This window comes from Arthrobacter sp. P4_F11 (assembly GCF_056401395.1).
Genome location: NZ_JBFUJK010000001.1, coordinates 607,004 through 630,419 on the forward strand (window position 1 = coordinate 607,004; position 23,416 = coordinate 630,419).

The 23,416-nt window shown below is 66.0% G+C and carries 22 protein-coding genes; 11 read left to right on the forward strand and 11 right to left on the reverse strand.

Annotated elements, in window-relative coordinates; all coding sequences use genetic code 11:
* Positions 1–11: 11 nt before the first annotated feature.
* A complete protein-coding gene (locus AC1DRO_RS02890; RefSeq protein ID WP_476949733.1) occupies positions 12–1,427 on the reverse strand; it encodes an aminotransferase-like domain-containing protein in 1,416 nt (471 codons plus the stop codon).
* On the opposite strand from AC1DRO_RS02890, the gene AC1DRO_RS02895 reads away from it, so the two are divergent.
* Together AC1DRO_RS02895 and AC1DRO_RS02900 are read left to right on the forward strand one after the other, a co-directional pair.
* Positions 1,426–2,448 (forward strand): DMT family transporter, encoded by a 1,023-nt coding sequence (locus tag AC1DRO_RS02895; RefSeq protein WP_476949734.1) that lies wholly within the window; start codon positions 1,426–1,428, stop codon positions 2,446–2,448. The two genes, AC1DRO_RS02890 and AC1DRO_RS02895, sit on opposite strands and share 2 nt — an antisense overlap.
* A 68-nt stretch (positions 2,449–2,516) precedes the next feature.
* Positions 2,517–3,203, forward strand: a complete 687-nt coding sequence (locus tag AC1DRO_RS02900; RefSeq protein ID WP_476949735.1) for an FMN-binding negative transcriptional regulator — start codon at positions 2,517–2,519, stop codon at positions 3,201–3,203.
* A gap of 165 nt (positions 3,204–3,368) precedes the next feature.
* Here the strand turns inward: AC1DRO_RS02900 and AC1DRO_RS02905 are convergent, their stop codons facing one another.
* The 6 genes from AC1DRO_RS02905 to AC1DRO_RS02930 all read right to left on the reverse strand — a co-directional run bounded on the left by AC1DRO_RS02905 (position 3,369) and on the right by AC1DRO_RS02930 (position 8,693).
* A complete protein-coding gene (locus tag AC1DRO_RS02905) occupies positions 3,369–3,755 on the reverse strand; it encodes a hypothetical protein (protein WP_476949736.1) in 387 nt (128 codons plus the stop codon).
* Positions 3,756–3,795: 40 nt separating this feature from the next.
* Complete coding sequence (locus tag AC1DRO_RS02910) at positions 3,796–4,518, reverse strand: SDR family NAD(P)-dependent oxidoreductase (RefSeq protein WP_476949737.1); 723 nt, start codon at positions 4,516–4,518, stop codon at positions 3,796–3,798.
* 20 nt (positions 4,519–4,538) lie between these two features.
* Positions 4,539–5,306, reverse strand: coding sequence for an SDR family NAD(P)-dependent oxidoreductase (locus tag AC1DRO_RS02915; protein WP_476949738.1), 768 nt, complete (start codon positions 5,304–5,306; stop codon positions 4,539–4,541).
* Positions 5,296–6,684, reverse strand: coding sequence for an MFS transporter (locus AC1DRO_RS02920; protein ID WP_243177850.1), 1,389 nt, complete (start codon positions 6,682–6,684; stop codon positions 5,296–5,298). Before AC1DRO_RS02920 ends, AC1DRO_RS02915 begins: the two co-directional genes overlap by 11 nt.
* Positions 6,684–7,571: a polysaccharide deacetylase family protein gene (locus AC1DRO_RS02925; RefSeq protein ID WP_277523964.1), complete on the reverse strand. Its 888-nt coding sequence runs from the start codon at positions 7,569–7,571 to the stop codon at positions 6,684–6,686. Before AC1DRO_RS02925 ends, AC1DRO_RS02920 begins: the two co-directional genes overlap by 1 nt.
* A 102-nt stretch (positions 7,572–7,673) precedes the next feature.
* Positions 7,674–8,693: an asparaginase gene (locus tag AC1DRO_RS02930; RefSeq protein ID WP_476949739.1), complete on the reverse strand. Its 1,020-nt coding sequence runs from the start codon at positions 8,691–8,693 to the stop codon at positions 7,674–7,676.
* Positions 8,694–8,980: 287 nt separating this feature from the next.
* Here AC1DRO_RS02930 and AC1DRO_RS02935 point away from each other — a divergent pair, with 287 nt between their 5' ends.
* Positions 8,981–10,021 (forward strand): LacI family DNA-binding transcriptional regulator, encoded by a 1,041-nt coding sequence (locus AC1DRO_RS02935; RefSeq protein WP_476949740.1) that lies wholly within the window; start codon positions 8,981–8,983, stop codon positions 10,019–10,021.
* Between the two features lie 213 nt (positions 10,022–10,234).
* Here the strand turns inward: AC1DRO_RS02935 and AC1DRO_RS02940 are convergent, their stop codons facing one another.
* Complete coding sequence (locus tag AC1DRO_RS02940; RefSeq protein WP_476949741.1) at positions 10,235–11,680, reverse strand: PucR family transcriptional regulator; 1,446 nt, start codon at positions 11,678–11,680, stop codon at positions 10,235–10,237.
* A 119-nt stretch (positions 11,681–11,799) separates the two neighbouring features.
* On the opposite strand from AC1DRO_RS02940, the gene pxpA reads away from it, so the two are divergent.
* The 6 genes from pxpA to AC1DRO_RS02970 all read left to right on the forward strand — a co-directional run bounded on the left by pxpA (position 11,800) and on the right by AC1DRO_RS02970 (position 16,557).
* On the forward strand, positions 11,800–12,567 hold the full coding sequence (gene pxpA, locus AC1DRO_RS02945) for a 5-oxoprolinase subunit PxpA (RefSeq protein ID WP_476949742.1): 768 nt from the start codon (positions 11,800–11,802) through the stop codon (positions 12,565–12,567).
* A gap of 36 nt (positions 12,568–12,603) precedes the next feature.
* A complete protein-coding gene (locus AC1DRO_RS02950; protein ID WP_028276237.1) occupies positions 12,604–12,843 on the forward strand; it encodes an acetyl-CoA carboxylase in 240 nt (79 codons plus the stop codon).
* Positions 12,844–12,845: 2 nt separating this feature from the next.
* Positions 12,846–14,198, forward strand: a complete 1,353-nt coding sequence (locus AC1DRO_RS02955; protein ID WP_476949743.1) for an acetyl-CoA carboxylase biotin carboxylase subunit — start codon at positions 12,846–12,848, stop codon at positions 14,196–14,198.
* On the forward strand, positions 14,195–15,103 hold the full coding sequence (locus AC1DRO_RS02960; protein WP_476949744.1) for a 5-oxoprolinase subunit B family protein: 909 nt from the start codon (positions 14,195–14,197) through the stop codon (positions 15,101–15,103). Before AC1DRO_RS02955 ends, AC1DRO_RS02960 begins: the two co-directional genes overlap by 4 nt.
* Positions 15,093–16,079: a 5-oxoprolinase subunit C family protein gene (locus tag AC1DRO_RS02965; protein ID WP_476949745.1), complete on the forward strand. Its 987-nt coding sequence runs from the start codon at positions 15,093–15,095 to the stop codon at positions 16,077–16,079. The genes AC1DRO_RS02960 and AC1DRO_RS02965 overlap by 11 nt, the downstream gene beginning before the upstream one ends.
* A gap of 193 nt (positions 16,080–16,272) precedes the next feature.
* Complete coding sequence (locus AC1DRO_RS02970) at positions 16,273–16,557, forward strand: hypothetical protein (RefSeq protein WP_476949746.1); 285 nt, start codon at positions 16,273–16,275, stop codon at positions 16,555–16,557.
* 3 nt (positions 16,558–16,560) lie between these two features.
* On the opposite strand, the gene AC1DRO_RS02975 is transcribed toward AC1DRO_RS02970, so the two are convergent.
* The 3 genes from AC1DRO_RS02975 to AC1DRO_RS02985 all read right to left on the reverse strand — a co-directional run bounded on the left by AC1DRO_RS02975 (position 16,561) and on the right by AC1DRO_RS02985 (position 20,658).
* The gene (locus tag AC1DRO_RS02975; RefSeq protein ID WP_476949747.1) at positions 16,561–17,772 is read right to left on the reverse strand and encodes an alanine racemase; all 1,212 of its coding nucleotides are present in this window, start codon (positions 17,770–17,772) and stop codon (positions 16,561–16,563) included.
* A gap of 97 nt (positions 17,773–17,869) precedes the next feature.
* Entirely contained in the window at positions 17,870–19,771 is a 1,902-nt protein-coding gene (locus AC1DRO_RS02980) for a primary-amine oxidase (protein WP_476949748.1), read from the reverse strand.
* 35 nt (positions 19,772–19,806) lie between these two features.
* Positions 19,807–20,658, reverse strand: a complete 852-nt coding sequence (locus AC1DRO_RS02985) for an MIP/aquaporin family protein (protein WP_459384660.1) — start codon at positions 20,656–20,658, stop codon at positions 19,807–19,809.
* Between the two features lie 198 nt (positions 20,659–20,856).
* Between AC1DRO_RS02985 and AC1DRO_RS02990 the strand changes: the two genes are divergently transcribed.
* Together AC1DRO_RS02990 and AC1DRO_RS02995 are read left to right on the forward strand one after the other, a co-directional pair.
* Complete coding sequence (locus AC1DRO_RS02990; protein ID WP_476949749.1) at positions 20,857–21,636, forward strand: ion transporter; 780 nt, start codon at positions 20,857–20,859, stop codon at positions 21,634–21,636.
* Between the two features lie 71 nt (positions 21,637–21,707).
* Positions 21,708–23,411: an alkaline phosphatase D family protein gene (locus tag AC1DRO_RS02995; protein ID WP_476949750.1), complete on the forward strand. Its 1,704-nt coding sequence runs from the start codon at positions 21,708–21,710 to the stop codon at positions 23,409–23,411.
* Positions 23,412–23,416 lie beyond the last annotated feature (5 nt).

Below are 23,416 nucleotides of genomic sequence, written 5' to 3' on the forward strand. Positions count from 1 at the left end.
GCGGCGGCCGACTACCGCCCGGCGGTGCGCTCGAGCACCTGGCCGAGGATCCGCGCGCCTTCCCGGAAAGCGCCCGGATTGGGTCCGGCGAAGTTCAGCCGGATGAACGGTCCGGCCGGTTCGGCCGGGAACCACTCGGTACCGGCCGCGATGATGACCCCCGCGGCCTCGCAGTCCCCCACGAACTGGTCGACGTCGGTCCCGTCGGGAAGGCGGGCCCAGAGGTTGAGCCCGCCCGTGGGCACGTGCTCCACATGGGCCAGCGGGGCCAGTTCCCGCAGGCTGCTGAGCATGAGATCACGGCGGGACTGGAGCTGCAGCCGCAGTCCGCGCAGGTGCGTCTGCCATCCCGGCTGCGTTACGACGTCGAGGGCGGCCGCCTGGAGAACGCCGCTGACATACATGGACTCGGCGCCCCGGTCGGCCAGGATGCGATCACGTGCCGGGCCGCGCGCAATCACCGCGGCAATGCGTATGGCCGGGGACACGCTCTTGGTCAGCGAACGGAGATAAACGACATGGCCGGAATCGTCGAGGCTGGCGACGGGCGCCGAATCCGTGGTGATGCCGAAGTCATGGGCCCAGTCATCCTCCACCAGGAATGCACCGTGTTCGCGCACCACGTCGAGCACCTGCTCGCGCAGGCGGGCGGGCCATTGCGCCCCGGTGGGATTCGCATAGTTCGGCTGCGCGTAGAACAGCCGCGCGCCGGTCTCGTCAAAGGCGCGGGCCAGGTCCTCGGGGTCCGGCCCTTCGGGACCGCTGGGTACCGGAACAACCCGGACACCGGACTGCGCCGCGGCCTGGAGCGCCCCCCAGTATGTCGGGGATTCCACCAGCAGCGGCTGCCCACGGCCGACCAGCGCCCGGAACACGGAACTGAGCCCGCCCTGGCTCCCCGGGAGTACGATCACGTCGCGCGGCGTTGGCGGGGCAACGCCGGCCCCGGTAGCACCCCGGAGCTCGTGCGCGAACCAGGATTGCAGGTCGGGCAGGCCCGCGGCAGGCGGACGTGACAGGGCAGCCTCACCCCGGGCAGCCCGGGTCAGGGCTGCCCTGACCAGCCGCTCGGGCAGCAGTTCCCGGTCCGGATAGCCTGAATGGAAGGCGATAACGTCGTTTGGGGCGCTGCGCATCGCAGTGGAGACAGGGCGGAGCGGCGCCCGGGGCGATCCCAGCGCCGTCGTCTGCCAGCCGTAGTCCGCCGGCCGCGCTGTTCGAACGGCCCGCACGAACGTCCCGACGCCGGGGCGGCTCTCGATCAGGCCCTGCGCGGAGAGGGTCCGCAGCACCTTTTGCACGGTCACGGGGCTGGCCTGGTACTCGGCGACCAGGGAACGCGTGGAAGGCAGCCGGGCGCCCGGCGCGGCGGCCGCAATCCATTCCCGGAGCCGCGCCGCCATCCGCGTGGTGCTATCGTAAGACATGAAAGACAATAGTAGCGCTACTCAGGGAATCAAACAACCGTTATCGTCCCGGCCGGCAGCCGGACTGTGGTGGGGGTTCGTCGGCGTCGCCGCATTTTCCTTCACACTGCCGTTCACACGGGTGGCGGTTGCGGGGTTGTCTCCGTTGTTCATCGGATCGGGCCGGGCTGTTGTTGCGACCGTTCTCGCCGCGTTCGCCCTCACTTTGACCCGGCAGCGCCTGCCCCGGGGCGCCCAGTGGGCGCGTATTGCGGTGGTCGCCGGCGGCGTGGTGGTCGGATTCCCGCTGCTGACCTCCTTCGCCCTCACCTCGGTTCCCGCCAGCCACGGCGCGGTTGTTATTGCGCTACTCCCCGCGGCGACCGCAACGATGGCGGTGATCCGCGGCCACGAACGGCCGCCCAGGTCTTTCTGGATGATCACCGGCGCGGGCGCAGTGGCGGCGATTGGTTTCGCCTCTGCGCAGTCCGGCGGCATCGGGCAACTGCAGTTGGCCGACCTGCTGCTGTTCGGCGCCGTCCTGTCGGCGGCAATCGGCTACGCCGAAGGCGGCCTGCTGGCCCGCGAACTCGGCTCGTGGCAGACCGTCTCCTGGGCCCTCGTTCTGTCCTCGCCGCTCATGGCCGGCATCGCGGCCTTTTCTATGGCCAGCCAGCCTCCCTCCGCTACTCCCGTGCAGTGGGCGGCCTTCGCATACCTGGGCGTCGTGAGCATGTTTTTCGGCTTCTTCGCCTGGTACCGCGGCCTGGCCATCGGACCCATGGCGCAGGTCAGCCAGATCCAACTCGTCCAGCCGGTCTTGAGCATCTGCTGGGCCGGGCTCATACTGGGCGAAGACTTGACCTGGGCGACCATCATCGGCGGCACGGCGGTCATCCTCTGCGCCGGCCTGGCCGTCCGCTCCCGGCCACGTGCGGCGAGGGCGGCGGGAAGCAATGCGGACGTGCTGGACAGCCCCAGCCCCCAGGACAGCCCGAGGAACAACGCGAAGGACACCGTGACAGTGAAACAATCCGGCTGATCTGATCACCTGCCCCGCCCCCGAAACCGCCCAGCCCCAGACCGACCCGCAATCCGAATGGAAGTTCCGTGTACATCCCCGCACATTTCGCCGCCGGCCCCGATGCAGTCCGGCATCTGCTGACGCGCCCGTCCGCGGCCAACCTGGTCACCGCCACCGCGAAGGGCATGCTTGCCACGCTGCTGCCCTTCGTCTTCGACCCCGCGGCCGGTGAGCACGGTGCCCTGCACGCGCATCTGGCCCGCAACAACCCCCAATGGTCTGAACCCGCCCTCGGCGAATCGCTCGCCATTATCCAGGGCGCGGACGCCTACATCTCGCCGCGGTGGTACGCGTCCAAGGCGGAGCACGGACGCGTGGTTCCCACGTGGAACTACTCCACGGCCCACGTGTACGGCACCCTGGTCATCCACGACGATCCCGCCTGGCTCGCCAGCCATGTGAGGCGGCTGAGCAACCACAACGAGGCCGGCTCCGAGCAGCCCTGGACTGTCGAGGATGCCCCGGAGCGCTACATTGCCGGCCAGCTGCGCGCGATCGTCGGCGTCGAGCTTCTCATCACGAGGATTGAGGCGAAGCACAAACTCAGCCAGAACCGGCCCGGTGCCGATGTTGACGGTGTGGTGGCCGGGCTGCGGGCCCGCGGTGACCTGGAAAGCGCCGCGGACGTCGAGAACGCACGACAGGGCCGCGAGCAGATCCGCTGCCCGCACTCCGACTCCCCGGCCGGGCCCCCGGCTACGCCTGCATCCTGATGGTTGAAGGCTGACCCAGCCACCTGGGCCCGGGCCGGCCGGGGACCGCCGGAACACACTCTCAATGCCCGGCCGTTTCTGTAGGTTTTCGCTACGAATTCGGGCCGGCGCCGCGGAAAAGGTCAGGCGCTACGGGGATACCCCTAGCGCCTGACCTGTGGCGTGTCACGTGTCCGTTTCCGTAGCTGAATCCTGTGCCATCTCGTGGCCGAGGTTCATCACCCGGCGCGCCAACTCCCCCGGGTCCGGTTCCCCGGCGCCCAGCGCCCCCGTGCCCAGTTCACCCGTGCCCGGTTCACCCGCTCCCAGGTCCCCGGCGGCACGCAGGTCCTGCCGCTGCAGCCCCGGCCTGCCCCATAGGACAGTCGACCACAGCGCTTCCACCGTCGACACGGCTTGTATGGCTCCCTTCGGTCCCGCGACCAGCCAGCCGCTGCTGGTCGCGGCCACTTTCGGGGCTCCCGGCCAGGATTGGCAGGCCTCGTTGATCGTTTGTGCGACGATCAGGTGCTGCCGCAGCGTCCTGGTCGGGCCCAGGACGGGATCGCTCACCACACTTCGTCCGCAGGCACCGCACATGTGAGCGTCCCTCCTAGGGCATGACGTCGCCGGAATTGGGCCCGAGTGTCTGCCCGACATACAGGTTGCCGCCCGGATCGCTGGCCAGAAGCAGCGCCGTCGGCGCCACTTCGGCCGCCAGTCCGAAGCGCAGCAGCGGCAGCCCGGCACGCTTCGCGGCTTTCCACTCCTCCGAGATGCCGTCAACCAGGGGCGTTTCGATGGGTCCCGGCGCGATGCTGTTGACCAGCACGTTGTCGGCGGCGGTTTCCAGGGCCAGGGCCTTGGTCAGCCCCACGACTCCGGCTTTGGCGGCGCTGTAGTGGCTGAGCCCGGTGCCGCCCTTGATGGCCAGCTGGGAGGCGATGTTGATGATGCGGCCCCACTTCCGCCGCCGCATCTCCCCCACCACCTCCCGGCAGCAGAGGAAGACACCGGTCAGGTCCACGGCAATCGTCTCGTTCCACATGGCAAGCGTCATGTCCTCCAGCGGCGATTCCGTCAGCAGGCCGGCGCTGTTCACGAGAATGTCGATGCTTCCGAGCTGGGAGCGTGCGGCGGCAAAGGCCGCCTTCACGCTCGCTTCGTCTGAGACGTCGACGGCGATGCTTCCCGCCGCGCCCGACCGGTCCAGAACGGCGACTCTGTCGCCGTTGGCGGTGAAGGCCTCGGCGATGGCCTTGCCGATGCCGCTGGCTCCGCCCGTGATCACTACAGCGCGGCCCTCCGTAGTGCGGGAGGCGTCAGGGTTGTTCATGCTTGTCCTTCCGGGGCTTTTCAGGCGCGCATCTTGATGGTGAGGCCGCCGTCGACAATTACGGACTGGCCCGTGACGTAGACAGCGTCATCGGAGGTCAGGAAGCCGATCACGCTGGCCACCTCTTCGGGCCGTCCGACGCGGCCCCAGGGGATTTCCAGACCGGCGCGCTGCAGGCCCGCGGGCCCGAGGGAGTTCACCGGATCCAGGGACTGCGGGGTTTCGATCAGTCCGGGGATAACGGCGTTGGCGCGGATGCCGCGCGGTCCCAACTCAGCGGCCACACTGCGGATCAGCCCGAGCACGCCGGCCTTGGCGGCTGCGTAGTGGGCATGTTCCTCCCACCCGTAGACTGCGCCGGCAATGGAGGACACGGCAACCAGCGCTCCGCCGTCGGTCATCTTCGCGGAACCGGCGCGCAGGGTCCGCATCACGCCGGTGAGGTCGACGTCGAGCATGTCGTGCCAGCGCTGATCGGTCATTTCCTCCAGCGGTGAGTTGCGCAGGATTCCGGCGTTGGCCACCGCGTAGTCCAGGCGGCCGTATTCCTCGACGGCGCGGTCGGCGAAGGCATCGACTGACGGGGTACTGCGGACGTCCACTTCGTGGATGACCCCCTGGCCGCCGGCGTCCTTCACCAGGCGAAGGGTTTCCTCCGGGTCGTGCGGGTCGCCGGGAAAGGTTCCGATGACAGAATGCACGCCGCGGTGGGCGTAGTGGACCGCGAGGGCCCGTCCAATGCCGCTGGCCGCTCCGGTGATCGCGGCGACCCTGTTCTCAGGCGTCATGGGGGTGGTCCTCGAGCAGGGCTTCGACCGGCGGCTTCGCGGCGATCATCAGCAGGCCGGAGAAAAGGGTTCCGGCCGCGCCGACCCACAAGGCTGCAGCACCGGTTCCTACGCTGGCGGCCGCTAGCGTGAACAGGAAACCACCGAGAATCGTGCCGGGCTGGCTCATTGCGCCGATAAAGGCTGTGCCGGTGGCACGGCAGCTGACGGGGTAGCACTCCGCCATGAAGTACTGGATCGCGGCGTACGGTCCGACCAGGAAGAACAGTCCGGCGCCGTAGGTGACGATGATCATGAAGGGGTCCGTGGCAAGGGGGCTGAGCATGATGGCGAAGGAGATGCCGGAGATAATCCAGCCTCCGATGATGGTCCGCTTGCGGCCGATCTTGTCACCGAGCCACCCATGGAAGACATAGCCGAAGTACGCCAGCCCGTTGATGACGATCAGCATCCAGAAGGCGTCAGAAAGTTCCACACCCTTGGCGTTCTTCAGAACAGAACTGCCGAGAATGCTGAAAATAAGGATGCCGAAGAAGTTGAAGATCCAGGCCAGCGACAGGACGATCGTATTCCGGCGCAGGTGCGGCTCCCAGATGCGCTTGAGCGGGGCTGCGGAGGAGTGCTCGACGCCAAAGGCGTGGGCCAGGGAATGGGCTTCCTCGGTCTTGCCGCTCTTCTCGAGTTGGGTCAGTTTGTGGTGCAGTTCGAACTGCGGCGTCTCCTTCAGTTTCTTGGCGATGACCCACACGATGATCGCGGCCGGAACGGTCGCCATCAGGTATAGGGCACGCCAGCCGAGGGACGGGAGGAAGACGAGGGCGAGGGCGCTGGCAAGCAGGAAGCCCAGCGGCCAGCCACCCTGGATGAAGGAGTAGTGGAAGCCGGGGCGCTTGCGCTTATCCGCGACTTCGGTGACCTGGTAGACCTCGTTCATGTAGGTGGCGTTGACGGCCTGCTCCGAGAACCCGAGCCCGCCGAAGGAACGGACCAGCACCAGCAGGCCGTTGCTGAGGAACGGGATCCCGGTCGGAATCAGGGCCGTCAGGCCCGAGACAATGGCGGTCCCGCCGATCGTGGTCATCATGCCCTTGCGGCGGCCGAGCCGGTCAATGACCGGGCCGATTCCGAAGCAGACGATCGCGGTGCCGACGGCGATCCAGGTGTTGATTGCGTACGCTTCAGTGGCGGTCCAGCCGAACTCCTGCTGCATGGCCGGCAGGAGGGTGCCGAAAAGTCCGAAGTCGAATACGGCGACCGTCCAGGCACAGAGCGCCAAGACGGTGGCGACGGTTGTGTGGTGCTTGGAGAAAACCGGGAAGCGGCGTTTTTCGTCCGGTCCGGGTTGCGTCAGATCGACGGCGGGCTGCTGGATGGTCATTACTGGTTTTCCTTTCGGGGACTGCGTGCGAGGAAGGAGTCCGCTATCTGGTCGAACTTCAGCCAGCTGACGCCTTCGTGGGAATTGATGTGTTCGATGAGGCGCTCAAGCATGAGCAGCACTTGGGGGCGGCCCGAGACATCCGGATGGATGGTCATAGTGAAGACGGCCTGATCCATTTCCCGGTACACCCAGTCGAACTGGTCGCGCCACATTTGTTCGATATCCCGGGGACTGACGAATCCGTGGGAGTTCGGGGCCGCCTTGATGAACATCATGGGAGGTAGGTCGTCCAGGTACCAGTTGGCCGGGATCTCGACGAGGTCGGTTTCCGTGCCCCTGACCAGCGGCTCCATCCAGGTTTCGGCAGCCTTGGTGTAGTCGATCTTCTTCCAGCTGTCGCCGACCCGGACGTAGTAGGGCTCGAAGTCCTTGTGCATCAGGGAGTGGTCGTATTTGATCCCGCGTTCGAGCAGGATCTCGTTGGTGACCGGGGAAAATTCCCACCAGGGAGCAACGTAGCCCGTGGGCCGTCGGCCGGAGACTTTCTCGATGAGTTCGATTGACCGGTCCAGGATGGCCGTCTCCTGCTCGCGGGTCATGGCGATGGGGTTTTCATGGGAGTACCCGTGCACGCCGATTTCGTGCCCGGCGTCGACGATCATCCGCGTCAGGTCCGGGAAGGTCTCGATCGAGTGGCCCGGCACGAACCAGGTGGCGGGCAGGCTGTACTTCTCGAAAAGCCGGATGAGGCGCGGGCCGCCGACCTCGCCGCTGAACAAGCCGCGGGAGATATCGCAGGGCGAGTCCTCGCCCCCGTAGGAGCCGAGCATTCCGGCAACTGCGTCCACGTCCACGCCGAACGCGACTTGGATGTCCTTAGTCATGAGATCAACCTTTCACTGCGCTTTTGTTGAGGTTTGGCTTCTTGTTGAGGTTTGTCTTTGGGCTGTGGTTTGTTGGTGAGGCCTGGCTTTGGGCGGGATGAACTAGTCAGGAAGCGTGCCCCGCAGGGCGAAGGTCTCCGCGATCCCGGCGGCGGGAGTGCCGAGCCTGAGCAGAAGGCTCAGCAGGACCAGCGACTGGGATGGCCTGAGCAGCCCGGCGGGGATGGCCCCGGCAGCGCGCAGATCCTCGCCGCCGCCGTCGCCGTACCGGGGCACTACGGCACCGGCTTCCACGCGGGTGCTCGTCACCACCACGACGCCGGCCGCGGTGGCGTCGGCGACTTCCTGGCACAGCACACGGTTGGCGTTGCCCGTTCCCGTCCCCTGAAGCACGATCCCGGCCGCCCCAGCCTGGAGCGCGGCCCGCAGGAGGGTGGCGTCTGCTCCGGGGTAGGCAGCAACGAGGTCCACGCGCGGCGAACCGGCGCCCGCGCCCGGCAGCGGCAACGGGGAAAGGCCGGGCCGTACCGCCTGGATTTCGACCTCGCCGGAGTCGGACACCGATCCCACGGTTCCAAAGTCCGGGTTGGCGAAGGCATCGAGGCTGGTTGTGTGGCGCTTGCGGACGCCGGCCGCAGGGAAGATGGTCCCGGCAAAAGCCAGCACCACGCCTGTTCCCCGCGCCCGCGGCGAACCGGCGACGGCGATCGCGCGGGACAGATTGCCGGGTCCGTCCGGAGAGTCGGCGTCGGCCGCCTGCTGCGCTCCGGTGAACACGACCGGGCGGGGATCATCGTGGGTGAGGTCAACGAGATAGGCGGTTTCCTCCATCGTGTCCGTCCCGTGGGTGACCACGACGCCCAGCACCTGTGGGTCGGCCAGGGCTTCCCGGATCGTCGCAGAGATGGCGATCATGTCCTCGACCGTCAGCAGGTACGAACCTTTCCGGAAAACGTCGACCACGCGGACCGGATGGGCCGCCGGCACGCCCATGCTGGCGAACACCTGCTCCCCCGTGTCGGACGCCACGGCGGCTCCCCCGTCCCCGGCCGCACGGGAGGAAATGGTTCCTCCCGTGGCCAGCAGCACCACGTGGGGGCCGACCAAATCTGTGACTGTCATTTCCACTCCGTCTGTTCTGCATCTGTTTCCTGATGCGTACCCAATCGATTGGGTTGCTGGCTAAAAGTTATCCCTGCCATGTTTCCTGCAGATGCTCCCGGAAGTTTCAGGGGGGAAAATACTTCGCCGCCGGCTCCCGGGATTCCGTCTACCCAATCGATTGGGTAGGCCATGCGATTGACTATAGAATGTGAGGTGCGACACGTCAAGGGAGCCTGGACGAGAGATCCGCGCATCATCAGGCACCCTTGGTGATGACGACCTTTTGAGCTGAGGCAGGGGAATGAATGGAAGAGAGCACGGCCGGTGGCCGCACAGTCACGCTGAAGGATCTCGCGAGCGAGCTCGGCATCCACCCCTCGACCGTGTCCAGGATCCTGCACTCGGGCTCCGAGGTGGCACGGGGGGCAGCTTCCGTAGCTACCGCCGAACGCGTGCGCGAGCTGGCGCGGAAGCGCGGCTACTCCCCCGACCCGCAGGCCGCCGGCCTGCGGACACGGCGTACGCATCTCATGGGCGTGATAGTTCCCCGGCTTTCGGACCTCGTCCTGGCGATTATGTACGAGGGCATCGACGAGGCCGCGGCGGAGCTCGGCTATTCCACGTTTGTCATGAACTCGCGCGACGACCCTGAGGAACAGCGCCGCAAGACGGACTCCATGCTGGCCCGACGCGTGGACGGGCTGATCATCGGCGACGCACATCTGGACAGCGGCCTGTTGCGGGAGCTGGCCGCCCGGAAGGTGCCGTTCGTTCTCATGAACCGCCGCGTCCCGGGCTTCCCGTCGGCCACCTGCGACGACGTCCTTGGCGGCGAGCTTGTGGCCGACCACCTGTGGGGCATGGGGCACCGGGACGTCGCCGTGATCGCCGGCGAGCCCTATGCCAGCACGGCCGTCGACCGGACGGCCGGTTTCGTGGACCGCTGGCGTGCGCTGGGCGGGAAGATCCCCCCTAACGCTGTTGTGTGGTCCCGATTCGATACCGGCGGAGGACGGGAAGCGGCCGAGGCCATCCTGGCTCACGGCAACTCCCACCCGACTGCACTGTTCGCCGTCAACGACTTCGCGGCCATTGGCGCCATGGGAGCCCTGCGGTCCCACGGCCTCGGGGTCGGCCGCGACGTGGCGGTGGTTGGCTTCAATGACACCTCGCTCGCCGCGGAACTGCCCATCCCGCTTTCTTCAGTCCGCTCGCCCATGCTGGATATCGGGCGGTCTGCGGTACAGCTCCTCAAGGGCGTCCTGGACGGCCGGGAGGTCGAATCCGTCAGACTGAAGCCGGTACTGTGCGTGCGGGAAAGCAGCGCCTTCAGGACCACGGTGTGACACTGCAAGAGAGTCCTCCAGTCAGTCGACTCAGTGGGTGGAATCGGGAGGCCATACGGGCCGGCCCGCACCGTCCGTCAATCCATAGCCCAACCGTGGGGACCCCCCCGAGTTGAGGAGCCCATGAGTTGAGATTAGTGATCCGCCTCACAGTGTCACATTGGCATTTCTCCCAAGATTGAGACTGCTTTTCGTGCAAGCTGCACATTCGCCTTAGCGGGCGGACGCAACAATCCCGAGGGCGAGCATGCATGTGGCGCGGACTTCGCCATCGGACAGGTCCAGTTTCAGCAGCTCCTCGATTTTCCGCAGCCGGTAGCTGAGCGTATTCCGATGAATAAAGAGCTCGTCGCAGATCTTCGCGGAGTTCCCGCTGTGGCGCAGGTACGCGTCGAAGGTCTCCCGCAGCGCACTGCCGCCGTCGGAGGCCAAGGGAGCCAGCAGCCGCTGGCACATTGCCACCAGCCCCGGGCTGGGCAATCCCTGCACAATGCCGGCGAGATCGGCCGTTGGCGCCTGGTGCACGCCGGGCTGTCCCAAGTGACGGCGGGCGAGCTGAAGCGCGAGCGGCAGTTCACTGAGGCCCGCGGATTCCGAGACGATAACGGATAGTTCCGGGACGTCCGTAAAGAACGCCCGGGCGGCATCCAGCAGGTCGGCCTGCGCGTGCCCCTGCTGCAGCAATAGAGTCGTGAGCCCTGCTTCTTCCATGAACCTCACCGTGCCGAACCCGGCCTGCAGCCCCACCCGGGCGCGCCATGCGATGGCGCGCAACTTTGCGGGGGCCACCTCTTCTGAGGTGCCGATGAGCACCGCACCCCAGTCGGTGTCAGGATCGAACCCGGATTCGAGGGCGTAGCGGCGCAGCGGCACGGACGGCTCGCCGCGGTCCTCATAGAGGGCTTCCATAAAGCGTGCGGCTTCCCGGGAATGCAGGGGCGAATGGGACCCGAGGGTGTAGCTAAGCTGCATAGCGATGACGGCGGCCACGGGGCCCAGAATGGGCTGCAGCACAATGTTGCTCCCGATCCCCTCGATGGCAAGCCTGAACTGCTCGGATTCGCCGCTGGGCAGGCGCAGCGCGGTCCGCGCGGTCCCGCCGTGAGCCGCGCCCGCCGAGACGAGTTCGAAGGCATTCTGGTCGATCACGGCCACCCTCGCATTAATGGCGTCCGCAACCCTCGCCAGCACCTCCGCCAAGGAATGTCCGTCGGCCGCCAACCGGGTGCATTGGTCCGCCAGTTCCCAGCCCTTCCGCAGTTCCTCATAACGTTCGGCGGCAATAACCCGCTCCACGTGCCGCATGACCAGCACAAAGGGCACCTGCGGCGGGAGCTCCAGCAATGGCAGGCCGTGCACCTCGCAGGCACAGAGCAGGCCGGCCGGCAGCTCGCTGTGCGCCGCGCCCAAGCCGAACGCCAGTCCGGAGACGGGGACGGAAACCAGCCGTTCCACATAGGCGTCCCAGATCCGGAAGTCCTTGACGTTCAGGCCCATGCCGTTGGTCAGCACCAAGGCGTTCACGCTGAGGAAGGGCGTGGGGTCCATGTGTTCGGTGGGGGCGCACCAGGTGATGGGCCGGTCCAGGCGGCCCTCGCCGCCGGCAACACGGAGTCGGATGTTGAGATCGGCGTCGTCGGCTAAGTCTGAAATGCGCACGGAACCCTCCAACTATGGCGGAACTCCCCGCCACGCAGTGCAATAACCATAATTCATGCCTGCAGATTCAGCGACCTGCACAATATCGGGCGCGTGAATTGCTGAGTAGCGTTGCATCCATGCAAAACAATGTGACCCCCGACACCTCTCCCGAGGCCTCTCCCCACACTTCAGGGCGGGTGCTCTTGAACTCCGATATGGGCGAAGGCCTCGGCCTTCACGAGTTCGGCAATGACGAAGAACTCATGCGCATCATCGACATCGCCAACGTGGCCTGTGGGTATCACGCCGGCGATCCCGACGTCATGGAACGGACCGTGGCGATGGCTGCAGAGCACGGCGTGGCAGTCGGAGCGCACCCCGGCCTGCCGGACATTGTGGGGTTCGGACGCCGCCGGATGGTGCTCACCCCGGCGGAGGTGGAGTCGATCATCCTGTACCAGACCGGGGGCCTGACGGCGTTCCTCGCAAAGCACGGGCTGGAACTGAACCACATCAAGCCGCACGGCGCCCTCTACGGCATGCTGGCCGGCGACGAGGAACTAATGCAGGCCGCCGCCGGCACAGCCTTGCAGTTCGGCGTTCCCTTTTTCGGGCTCGCGGGGACCGCCCACGAACGCGTGTGCCGGGCCATGGGGGTGGACTTCGTGCCCGAACTCTATGTCGACCTCAACTACGGCCCGGCCGGTGAGCTGCTGATCCAGCGCCGCCCGGCGCCCACCGACCCCGACGCCGCCGCCGAGCGTGTCAGCAGGGCGCTGGCCGGCAAGCCCGTCCTCGCCGTTGACGGCACCGAACTGGACATCCGGTTCCAAAGCATCTGCGTCCACTCCGACGCACCCAATTCTGTCGCAGTGGCCACCGCAGTGCGTGCGGTCCTTGGCTGAACCGATCTATCCAAACCATCTGAAAGAGAGCATCCCGTGGCAACCATCGTTTCCCCGCTCCCCGGCGTCTTCTACCGCAAGCCCGGCCCTGGCAAACCGCCTTTCGCCAATGAAGGCGACGCCATCGAGGTCGGACAGACCCTCGGCATTATCGAAATCATGAAGCAGTTCACCGAAATCCAGTCCGATGTGGCCGGCACCCTGGAATCGTTTGAGGTCAACGAGGGCGACATGGTCAACCCAGGCGACGCAATCGTCGTCGTCCGGGAAGGATAGCCATGAAGAAACTGCTCATCGCCAACCGCGGCGAGATCGCCGTTCGCATCGCCCGGACCGCCCGCGAGATGGGCATCGAGACATTCGTGGTGGCCAGCGAAGCCGACGTCGAATCCTTGGCTGCCCGGTCCGCTGACCACGTCGTCGTGGTGGGCCCGGCGCCTGCCACCGCCAGCTACCTGAACCAGGACGCCATCGTCGCCGCGGCCGTGGACAACGGCTGCGATGCCGTCCACCCGGGCTACGGGTTCCTCTCCGAGAATGCGGACTTCGCCCGAAAGGTCGCTGATGCGGGCCTGATCTGGGTGGGGCCGCGTGCAGACGCCATCGCGATGATGGGCAACAAGTCCTTGGCGAGGGAATCGGCCCGCAAAGCTGGCGTCCCGGTGCTCCGCGGCTCGGACGGCCCCCTCGATCCGGCGGCCGACGCCGTAGAAATCGCCCGCGGCATCGGCTACCCGCTCGTGATCAAGGCCTCCGCCGGCGGCGGCGGCCGGGGCATCCGTTTTGTGCACAGCGAGGGCATGCTTCTGGAATCCATCGAGCAGACGCGTGGCGAAGCGGCGGCCGTCTTCGGCGATCCCACCGTTTACCTGGAACGCTTTGTGCAGCATGCCCGTCACGTGGAGGTACAGGTCCTCGGCGACGGAACAAACTTCATTCACCTTGGCGACCGCGACTGCTCCATGCAGCGGCGCTCCCAGAAGGTCATTGAAGAAGCACCGGCGCCGGACCTCCCGGACCACGTCCGCCAGAGGATCCGGGAATCCTCCGTGGAACTGGCCCGCGAGTGCGGCTACAGCGGCGCCGGAACGGTCGAATTCCTCTATGACCCGGTCAACCATGAAGCGGCGTTCATCGAAATGAACACCCGTATCCAGGTTGAGCACCCGATCACCGAGCAAATCACGGGCGTCGATCTGATCCGCGAACAGCTGCAGATCGCGTTCACCGGGGCGATGTCCCTCCGCCAGGACGACATCGCATTCAATGGCCACTCCATCGAATGCCGTGTCAATGCGGAGGACCCGGACCACCACTTCTTCCCCAGCCCTGGCCTCATCACGGCCATGGACTGGCCCGCGGGCGCAGGCATCAGGGTGGACACAGGGGTGGAGGCCGGTTCCACGGTCACTCCGTACTACGACTCCCTGATGGCCAAGCTGATTGTGCATGCCGACACCCGCGAATTGGCCATTGAGGCGATGCTGACGGCCCTGGATGAGACCCGCATCGAAGGGGTCAAGACCACCATCCCGGTGCACAAGAAGCTGCTGAGCCGGCCCGAATTTGCGGCCGTCACCCACCACTCCAAATTCCTTGAAACCGTCCCCGATCTGATGGAGGCACAATGAGCAGCAGCCCGGAACCCGCCGTGTTGGAGGCCCGCTACACCTGGGGCGGAGACGAATTCCTGTTCGTTGAGGTCGCGGAGTCCATGAGCCTGGCGGCCAACTTCAGGGTGATGTCCATAGCAGCGAAGCTTTCGGCCATGCAGGTGCCCGGCATCGTGGACGTCTGTCCCGCCAACGCCTCGCTGCTGGTGAGGTTCGATCCCGATGTCCTGCCGCCGTCGACCCTGGAAGAGACCGTCCGGACCATTGAAGGGGATCTGGCGCACCATCACGACCATTCGCTGGAAACCCGGATCGTCGAGGTCCCGGTCTGGTACGAAGACCCTTTCACGGCGGAAGTGGCCGAGCGATTCCGCGAAGGATTCCATCAGGAGCCCGGCGGCACCGACATTGACTACGCAGCGAAGGTTAACAACCTCAAGGATGCCGCCGAATTCATTCAGCGCCACCATGAGCAACCGTGGCTTGTCTCCATGGTTGGGTTCGTCGCCGGCCTGCCGTTCCTCTTCCAACTGGTGGAGCGGGAGAAACAACTCGAAGTGCCCAAGTATTTGAGTCCCCGCACCGACACCCCCAAACTGACCGTGGGCCACGGCGGCTGCTTCGGCTGCATTTACTCCGTGCGGGGTGCCGGCGGCTACCAGATGTTCGGGGTCGCTGCCGCCCCCATCTTCGATCCGGCCCAGTCCCTGGCCGATTTCAAGGACTTCATGGTGTTCTTCAAGCCGGGCGATATCGTGAAGTTCAAGCCCGTCACCGAGGCCGAATACAACACCATCCAGTCTGAGATCTCCGCCGGAACGTTCCGCTACCGGCAGGTGCCTGTGACATTTGATCTATCCAGGGCGCTGGCGAATCCCGCAGGCTACAACCAGGAACTCATGGAGGCCCTCAATGGCGTTTAACATCAGGAACCCCGGGCTGGCCACCACGGTCCAGGACCAGGGACGCACCGGCCACTACAACGTCGGCATCCCGCAGAGCGGTTCCCTGGACCAGTACTCTGCCGAACTCGGCAATGCCCTGGTGGGCAACACTGCCAAGGAAGCCGTCCTGGAATGCACTTACCTGGGCCCAGTACTGTCCACCGACCAGGATGCCCTCATCGCCGTCACCGGGGCACCGGTTGAAGTCAAGGTCAACGGCGAAGCCCGGCCCCAGTGGACCCGGCTGCAGCTGAAGGCTGGCGACGAACTCAGCTTCGGGGTCATCCAGGGCGGCACGCGGTATTACATCGCGGTCCGGGGCGGCATCGATGTCCCCTCGGTGCTCGGCAGCCGGTCCACCTACAGTCTGGGCGCAATCGGCGGATTCCACGGGCGCAAGCTGGAGGCCGGCGACCAGGTTCCAGTCGGTAGCCCGCTGGACGGCGGAGCCGTGCCCGACGCCGATACTGTTCCGGAAGAATTCCGTCCCGCCTTCTCCAAGGAGCAGACGGTCAGGATCGTCCTGGGCCTCTATGACCACCGCCTCACCGACGAGGGACTGGACAACCTGCTCAACGGCGAGTGGAAGGTGACTCCGGTGGCGGACCGGATGGGATTGCGGTACTCGGGTCCCGGAGTGCAGTGGAAAGAGCGGGAACAGCCATTCGGCGCCGGTTCCGACCCGTCCAACATTGTTGATGCCGGATACGCTGTCGGGTCCATCCAGATTCCCGGCGGCACCCAACCGATCATCCTGCACCGCGATGCCGTCTCCGGTGGCGGTTACGCCATGGTGGGCACGGTCATCAGCGCCGACATGGATCTGGTGGCCCGGGCCGCCCCCGGCACATCCACCAGGTTCGTGGCAGTCAGCCTGGACGAGGCCCTGGTGGCCCGCAAGGAACTCGCCGAGCTGAAGAGGAACGCCCGGGCGGCCATCGGCGCCGGCGGCTGAGCAGCGGATCGGCAGACTACGGCAAATGGCCCCGAAACAGGAGCCTTGTGCTTCTGCGCCCGCGGGTCCTTACTGGTGGGAGGAGACCAGGCCGCCCGCCACCAGGGCGCGACATCGCAAGGATCCAGCTCCCGGTCCAACGTTTGGGGCGGCAGGCGCTCCAACCGTCGAACCTGGAACTAGGAGGATGCACATGTTCGCTCGCGTCAGCACGTATCAGCCCGGCCCGGACAGCCCCGGGGCACCGTCGGAGGACACCGTCAACCGGGTGCTCCAGCTGCCGGGATGCCTGGGCATCTACTACCTGCTGGGGAAGGACAGCAAGTCACTGTCAATCACGCTGTGGGTTGACGAGCAGGCCCTCGCCGGCAGCCAGGAGGCCGCAGCCAAGATCCGCACGGAGACCAGCGCGGAGCAGCACATGCAGATCCTGGGCGTGGAGGAATTCGAAGTGCTGACCAGGCAGCTCAAGGATTGAGCGTCAGGACGGGGCGTAGCCAGGGGCCAGGGACGACCTGCTGAAGTCGGTCTGCCACACGTCCGTGTCCTGCCCGTCGGCGTCGGTGAGGACGTAGTCGGGCCAGCGGTCAAACGCGGAACAAGGATGGGAAATCCCGAAATCCACCATGTCGGTGACATCCACACCCGACACCCCGGTGAGCACCGCGTGATGGTCGAAGAGATTGCGCACCGCTGCGGTTGCGCCGGGCTTGAGGGCTCCGTCCGCGGTCCGGACCGAGAGGACGCTGGGCAGTCCGGCGTCGTAGGGAAGGTCCCGTTTGCCGGCGCCGACGACGGCCAACCCGGCTTCGGGCGTGGACAGGACGATCGCGCGAACGGAGAGCGCCGGCATGAGTCCCGGAATGGGGCTGACGGCGGCATAGGTGCCGTGGTCGTGGGTGACGTAGCAGCCCGATCGGAGAAGAATTCGCGTTCCGGGCACCTGGCCGCGGTCGGGAAGGAACTCAACCACGCGGTCCGGAAACGCCGACCCACCCATGGAGTAGATGGGAGTGGCGGTCTCAAAGAACTCCGCCGCTTCCAGATAGACGTCCCGCACCAGCCGGCAGTGCCGGTCAACCGCAGTGACCGTATCCTCAGCGCGGCTGTTGGGCACGACGCCTTCATACCCGGCAACACCCACCAGCCTCAGTCCCGGCGTGGCACGGACCAGCCCGGCCAGGCGCAGACCCTCGGACAGGCTGCGGATGCCGGTGCGCCCGCCGGGGGTTCCGACGTCGATCAGCACCTCCAGGTCGGCCGCCGCGCCGTCGAAGATCTCGGCCGCCACCTTCACCCCTGCTGCCGAATCGACGAAGCAGCGGATTTCCCGGGCGGGATCTTCCTCCAGCCAGGCACGGACACGCGTTAGTCCGGACCTGTCGACGATCTCGTTGGCGACGAGGATGCGCTGATAACCCCAGCGCAGTGCCGAGGCGACTTGATCGACGGTGGCGACGGTGACGCCGACGGCGCCGGCCCCCAGCTGCCGCTCGATGATCGGTGCCGACATCGTTGTCTTGACGTGCGGTGCGAGGTCCACGCCCCGATCCCGGCACCACGCCGCCATGACCCGGATGTTGTTCTCGAGGGCAGCGCTGTTGAGGCGCAGTTGCGGATACGCCGGCGCCGTGTGGCGCGTTGCCGCGAAGTCCGCATCGGTTCCGTCCGATCTTTCGCCCAGCCTGCTCACACGTATCCCCTGTTCTTTGGTCCCAAAATGCTGTCTCGACTCCGACAAATCTACTTCAGTGACGTGCCTCTGGCGGCACGCCCATGGCCCGGGCCGCCTAAACGTCCAGCGCCGGGTTCCGTTCGAAGAAGCCGGCCGGCTTGAGCCAGAACGCGACAGTGTCCACCGGCATGACCGGCCACTCCTCCGGCCGCGGGATGTGGTGAATGCCGAAGACGTACCAAAGGACGACGTCGGTGTTTTCCACGGACCTCCCCTGCCGCACCCATTCGGGCATTCCCAGCCCGCCTGTGCCCTGGTTCACGAACTCGCCGGCCGGCCAGCGTTCCGCGGCATCGTTGGGCGTCACCCATACCGTGTGCCCGATGACCTCCGCACGCTGGAAAACCGGAGATGCCGGGTCAAAGAACGACGGGAAAGCTGCGCCGGGCACCAGCTTGTACGACACCGGGGTCCCGAGCCCGTTGACCGAGTTGTCGTTCGTCACCGTCCAGGCCCGCTGGGTCTCCCAGGAGTAGTCGTCGTGCCCCTCGGTCGTGATGGGGGTCTTGTTCTGATGCAGGGCGAGCCCGTAGGGATTGTCCGGACCCATTGGGACCATCGCGGTTTCCGAACGGTAAACGGCATTTGCGGTGCCGTCGATGTCCAGGTCGAGCCGGGCCACGAGGAAGTGCTGGTGGAAGGGTGCGTAGGTGCGGTTGTCCACCAGCGTTCCGCTCGGATGCTGCTGGCCCTCGCCGAAATGGCTGACCACCATGATGCCGGTGGCCCTCACCTCACACTCAATGTTCCCGTCCTGGTAGAAGCGCCAGTACACCAGGTATTCATAGTTGGCCACGGTGACATGGAAAGAAATCACCAGTCGACGTATCCGGCGCACTTCCATGCCGCCGTCGTGGTCGATGTGCTTCCATAACACCGCCCCGTCCTCTTCGTGGATGCAGATGGCGTTCCTGATGGTGTAGGGCTCCCCCGCAGAATTGTGCATGACCACATCTAAATACCGGATTTCCCCGAGGCAGTCGCAGCCCAGTTCCAGCGACGTTGTCATGAATCCCAGACCCCATTCGCCGACGTCGAACGCGGTGCGCCGGTAGTGGTCATCGCTGGGATCCCGGTAGGGAACGGCCATTTCGGCGAAGGACAGGCGGTTCGCGATCGGCCGTTCGCGGCCGCCGTCGCGATAGCTGACCCGGTGCAGCGTCAGCCCTTCGCGGTAGTTGAACCCGACGCGTATGGACCAGTTCTGCCAGCTGATCCTGTTGCCGTCCATCTGAAAGGAAACGCCTTCGGGCTGGACAATGTCGAGCGGTTTGAGCGGTTCGCGGGTGCTTGCGTCGCGGAGCCGGTCCGGGATCAGCGCCGGGACATATTCGCCCATGAGCCCGGGACGGTCCACCGCAAAGGTGTCCTCGATGTCCAGCAGTTCCATGGAAGCCAGGTCAATGACGCAGTGGAACCCGTTGACCGGCCCCGCATAGGGGTTGGCGCCCGCACGGGCACGGACCCACGTGTCGGACCAGCCGATCCGGTGCCCCTGGTACTTCTCCGGGATCATTGACAGGCCATAGGTCCACACGTCCATGAAGACCAGGGACAGATCAGTGATGCCGCGCTTGGCAAGCGCAGCGATCACCTGCGGGTGGCTGCGCAGCGCTGCGTCAGCTTCTTCCCACTCGTCGACGGTCATGTTCGCCTGAACGCCAGGGATATGGGTGAAGGAGAGGACAACCCCGAGAGTCAGCGATAGCCGCGCCTGGTAGGTCTTGTTGGAGGACCGTTCGAAGCAGTTCACGCCGACGATCCGTTCCGGAGCCGGCGCGTCGGCATCGGCTTCGAAGGCGGCGACGGCAGCCTTTTCCGGTTCGATCAGCTCGATTGCGGCAAGCCGCCACGCCGGAAACGTGACGCCCTGTGCGCTGGCGAGCAAGGACGCAGCTGCACGGAACTCGTCCTCGCCCAGCGGATCCAGCGGATGAGACGGGGCTGACCTTCTCACTGCGCTCTCCTCTGCGAGATCACGTTCACGGCCCGCTACGGCTTCTCTTCCTCGGCGGCCTCGGTGAAGAGGGCACCTTGCGCGGCTCCCGAGCCCGACCTCCCGCCGCCCGCTCCGCGCAGGATGAATGCGATACCGACGGCGGCGGCCGCGCCGACCAGCGGCCCGGCGACATACACCCAGTAGTCGCTGAAATTTCCGCTGGCGAGATCCGGCCCGAACGTTCGTGCCGGATTCATCGACGTGCCGGAGATGGGGCTGCCCCACAGGCCCGCCAAGGCGATGTACGCGCCGACCCCGAACGCCCCAAACAGCCCGACGTTCTGGGCCCCGGAGGCGGTCCCGAGGATGACGCTGACCAGCACCATCGTCAGCAGTGCCTCCATCAGGAACGCGGCGCCGGCCGTATAACCAGCCGCCGGATAGTTTGAGCCGTAGGTGGCGGAGACCCCGATCACGCCCTGCAGCAGCAGGCAGGCGAGCGTCGCGCCAATGAGCTGAACGACGATGTAGCCCGGCACCCGGCGCCACGGGAAGTCGCCGCGGAGCGCGAACGCAATGCTGACCGCGGGGTTCAGATGCGCGCCCGAGATCTTGCCCATGAACAAGATGATGCCCATGACCATCAGGCCCGGAGCCACCACGGCCGCCGTGCGGCTGATGACACCGGGGAACGCCTGGCCCATCATGCCGCCGCCGGCCGCGACGACCACGAGCAGGAACGTGCCGTACAACTCAGAGAACAGGCGCCGCCATTCCTGGCGCGGATCATTAAAATCCTCAATGCGCTGCACGACGCTTTGCTCTACTGTTCCCAGTACGTTGGGGATGACGCGGTGATGGGCGTGGCCCTGGTTAGCGCCGTCTTTGTCCTGATTTGCCGCCATGGCTGTCCGCCTCCGCAGGGTCTGGCCATGTGGTCTGCCGTGCCCAGCCTCGGTCTGCCACCTCAGAAGGCCAATGTACCGCTGCCGGCGACAGTTGTCAGCGCTCCGCGGGTGGCCCGCTGCCAGCTGGTGGCTGGCTTAGGGACAGTGTGGCAATTTCGTAAGGACATCCGCGGGACAAAGTCCTAGCATTCAGCCATGAGGCAAGAAACCTGGCAAAAGTATTCCGAGTGGCCCCTCGTCGGTGCGGCTTTTGTTTTTCTGGCGGCCTACTCCATCCTCGTGATTGCCGAACCGCCGCAGCCCTACGCCGACCTTCTCGAAATCGTCGTGGGGTCAACGTGGGTGGCCTTCGGCGCCGACTACATTGTGAAGTTGCTCCTGGCGCCCCATCGGGGCCGGTGGTTCGTCCGCCACCCCTTGGACCTGCTCATGGTGGTGCTCCCCGTTGCGCGGCCGTTGCGGCTCCTGCGTCCGTTCACCTTGCGCCGGGTCATGGAACGGGCACCGGGCACCGCCATCAGGACCCGCGTCCTGGCCTACGTCATTGTCGCCGCGATCCTCCTGCTTTACACGGTCGCCCTGAGCGTCTTCAATTTCGAAAAGGGCGCACCGAACGCGAATATCACCTCGATGGGCGACTCGTTGTGGTGGGCAATTGTCACCATCACAACGATCGGCTATGGCGACTACTACCCCGTAACCGTTCCGGGCCGGTGGGCTGCGGCCACGCTGATGGTCGGCGGGTTTGCAGTCCTGAGCATGGTCACGGCGGTGGTGTCCTCCTGGCTCATTGAAAGTGTGACGGCAGCAACCAATCTGCGGAAGCGGTCGGACGAAGCCATCGGCAGCGAGGAACGTGACCGCCTCGTGGCCCAGATCAGCAGGCTCCATGACCAGCTCGCCCAGGGACCGGGCGATTCCGCCAGTACCCCGGCCCTCGGAGGGACACCCAAGGAACCGCCACAGGGGCATTGACGCTGCCTTCGTTGCGCTTTGACTTTCCTGACGCCATGGCCGCAACCGGCCGGAGCGGGTACAACTGATTCATGACCACCCCTTCCCTGGTGCTCGGCCCAATGGTGCGGTACGTGGATGAGACGTCGGCGAGTGTCTGGGTGGAGACCCAAACCGCTGCCCGGGTTTCCATCCGTGCCGGCGGCCGGGGCTGGGAGGCCCGCACATTCGCAGTTCACGGCCACCACTACGCGCTGGTGGAATTGGACGGGCTGGAGCCCGGCACGGTGACGCCGTACACCCTCGATATCAACGGAACACAAGTCTGGCCCGACCCCTCATCCGGGTTTCCGCCGTCCATGATCGCCACACTGGCCACCGGCAAGCCGCTGCGGATGGCCTACGGTTCCTGCAGGACCAGCGTCCCGCACGATGCATCCGGCAACCGGACCCATGGCGTCGACTCCCTGCGCGCCTATGCGCTGAAGATGGCCTCCGGCGGAGACCTGCCGTGGCCGGATCTGCTGGCCTTCCTCGGAGACCAGGTGTATGCCGACCTGACCAGCGAACAGATGCAGGAGTTCATCCGCGGCCGGCGCGACATCAAGGCACCCCCCGGCGAAGAGCTCAAGGACTACGAGGAATACGCCCACCTGTACTATCTGGCCTGGTCAGACCCCGCGAACCGATGGCTGCTGTCCACCCTGCCCAGCGCCATGATCTTCGATGACCACGACATCCGCGACGACTGGAATACCTCGCTGAGCTGGAAGAAGAAGATGGAGGCGACCTCGTGGTGGCATGGGCGGATCGTCGCGGGACTGGCCTCGTACTGGGTCTACCAGCATCTGGGGAACCTGTCACCGCAGGAACGGGCGGAAGATGCCGTGTGGCAGCGGATCATCGGGCACACCGGCGGGGATGGGCTCGATGTGGGCGCCGAGCTGGACAGCTTCGCGGAGCGAGCTGATCGGGACCCGAAATCCTACCGGTGGAGCTACTGCCGCGACTTCGGCGACACCCGGCTGATCGTGGTTGACTCCCGCGCAGCACGGGACCTGACGCCGGACGACCGGGCGCTGGTTGACGCGGTGGAAATGGCCTGGCTGGACGACCGGATGCAAGGCGGCTTCCGCCACCTGCTCGTGGCGACGTCCCTGCCTTTCCTGTTGCCGATGGGCCTGCACTACGTCGAGTCGTGGAATGAGGCCGTCTCTGAAGGTGCATGGGGAAACCGCGCCGCTTGGGCCGGCGAGAAGCTGCGCCAGGCGCTGGACCTGGAACACTGGGGCGCATTCCAAAACAGCTTCAGGGAACTGGCGGCCATGGCCAGCGAAGTGGCCGACGGCAAGCGCGGCCCGGCACCGGAAACAATCACCTTCCTCTCCGGGGACGTCCACTACTCCTATGTGGCGGAGGTGGAGCGTGCCTCGGGCAGCCGGATCCTGCAGGCCGTCTGCTCCCCCATCCGCAACCCGTTGCCCCGCCTGATGAGGTCTTTCGCGGCCGTAATGTCCTACGGCCTGGCCACCCCGGTAGGCGCCTTGGTCGCGCGCTCGGCCAAGGTGCCGGACCCGCCGTTCCACTGGTCCGGTATCCGGGGGCCCTGGTTCCAAAACAACTTGGCCTACCTGGAAGTGGTACCGGAAGGGCTGAAATTGTGGTGGCAGACCGGGGTGGTGGACGACGGCGACCACCTGCATCCGGGGCTGGAACGCGTCGCCACCCTCACGGTGTCTCCGCGGAGCGCGCAGGACCCCGTCCAGGGACAGCAGGGGCAACAGCGAAACGCATGACGTGA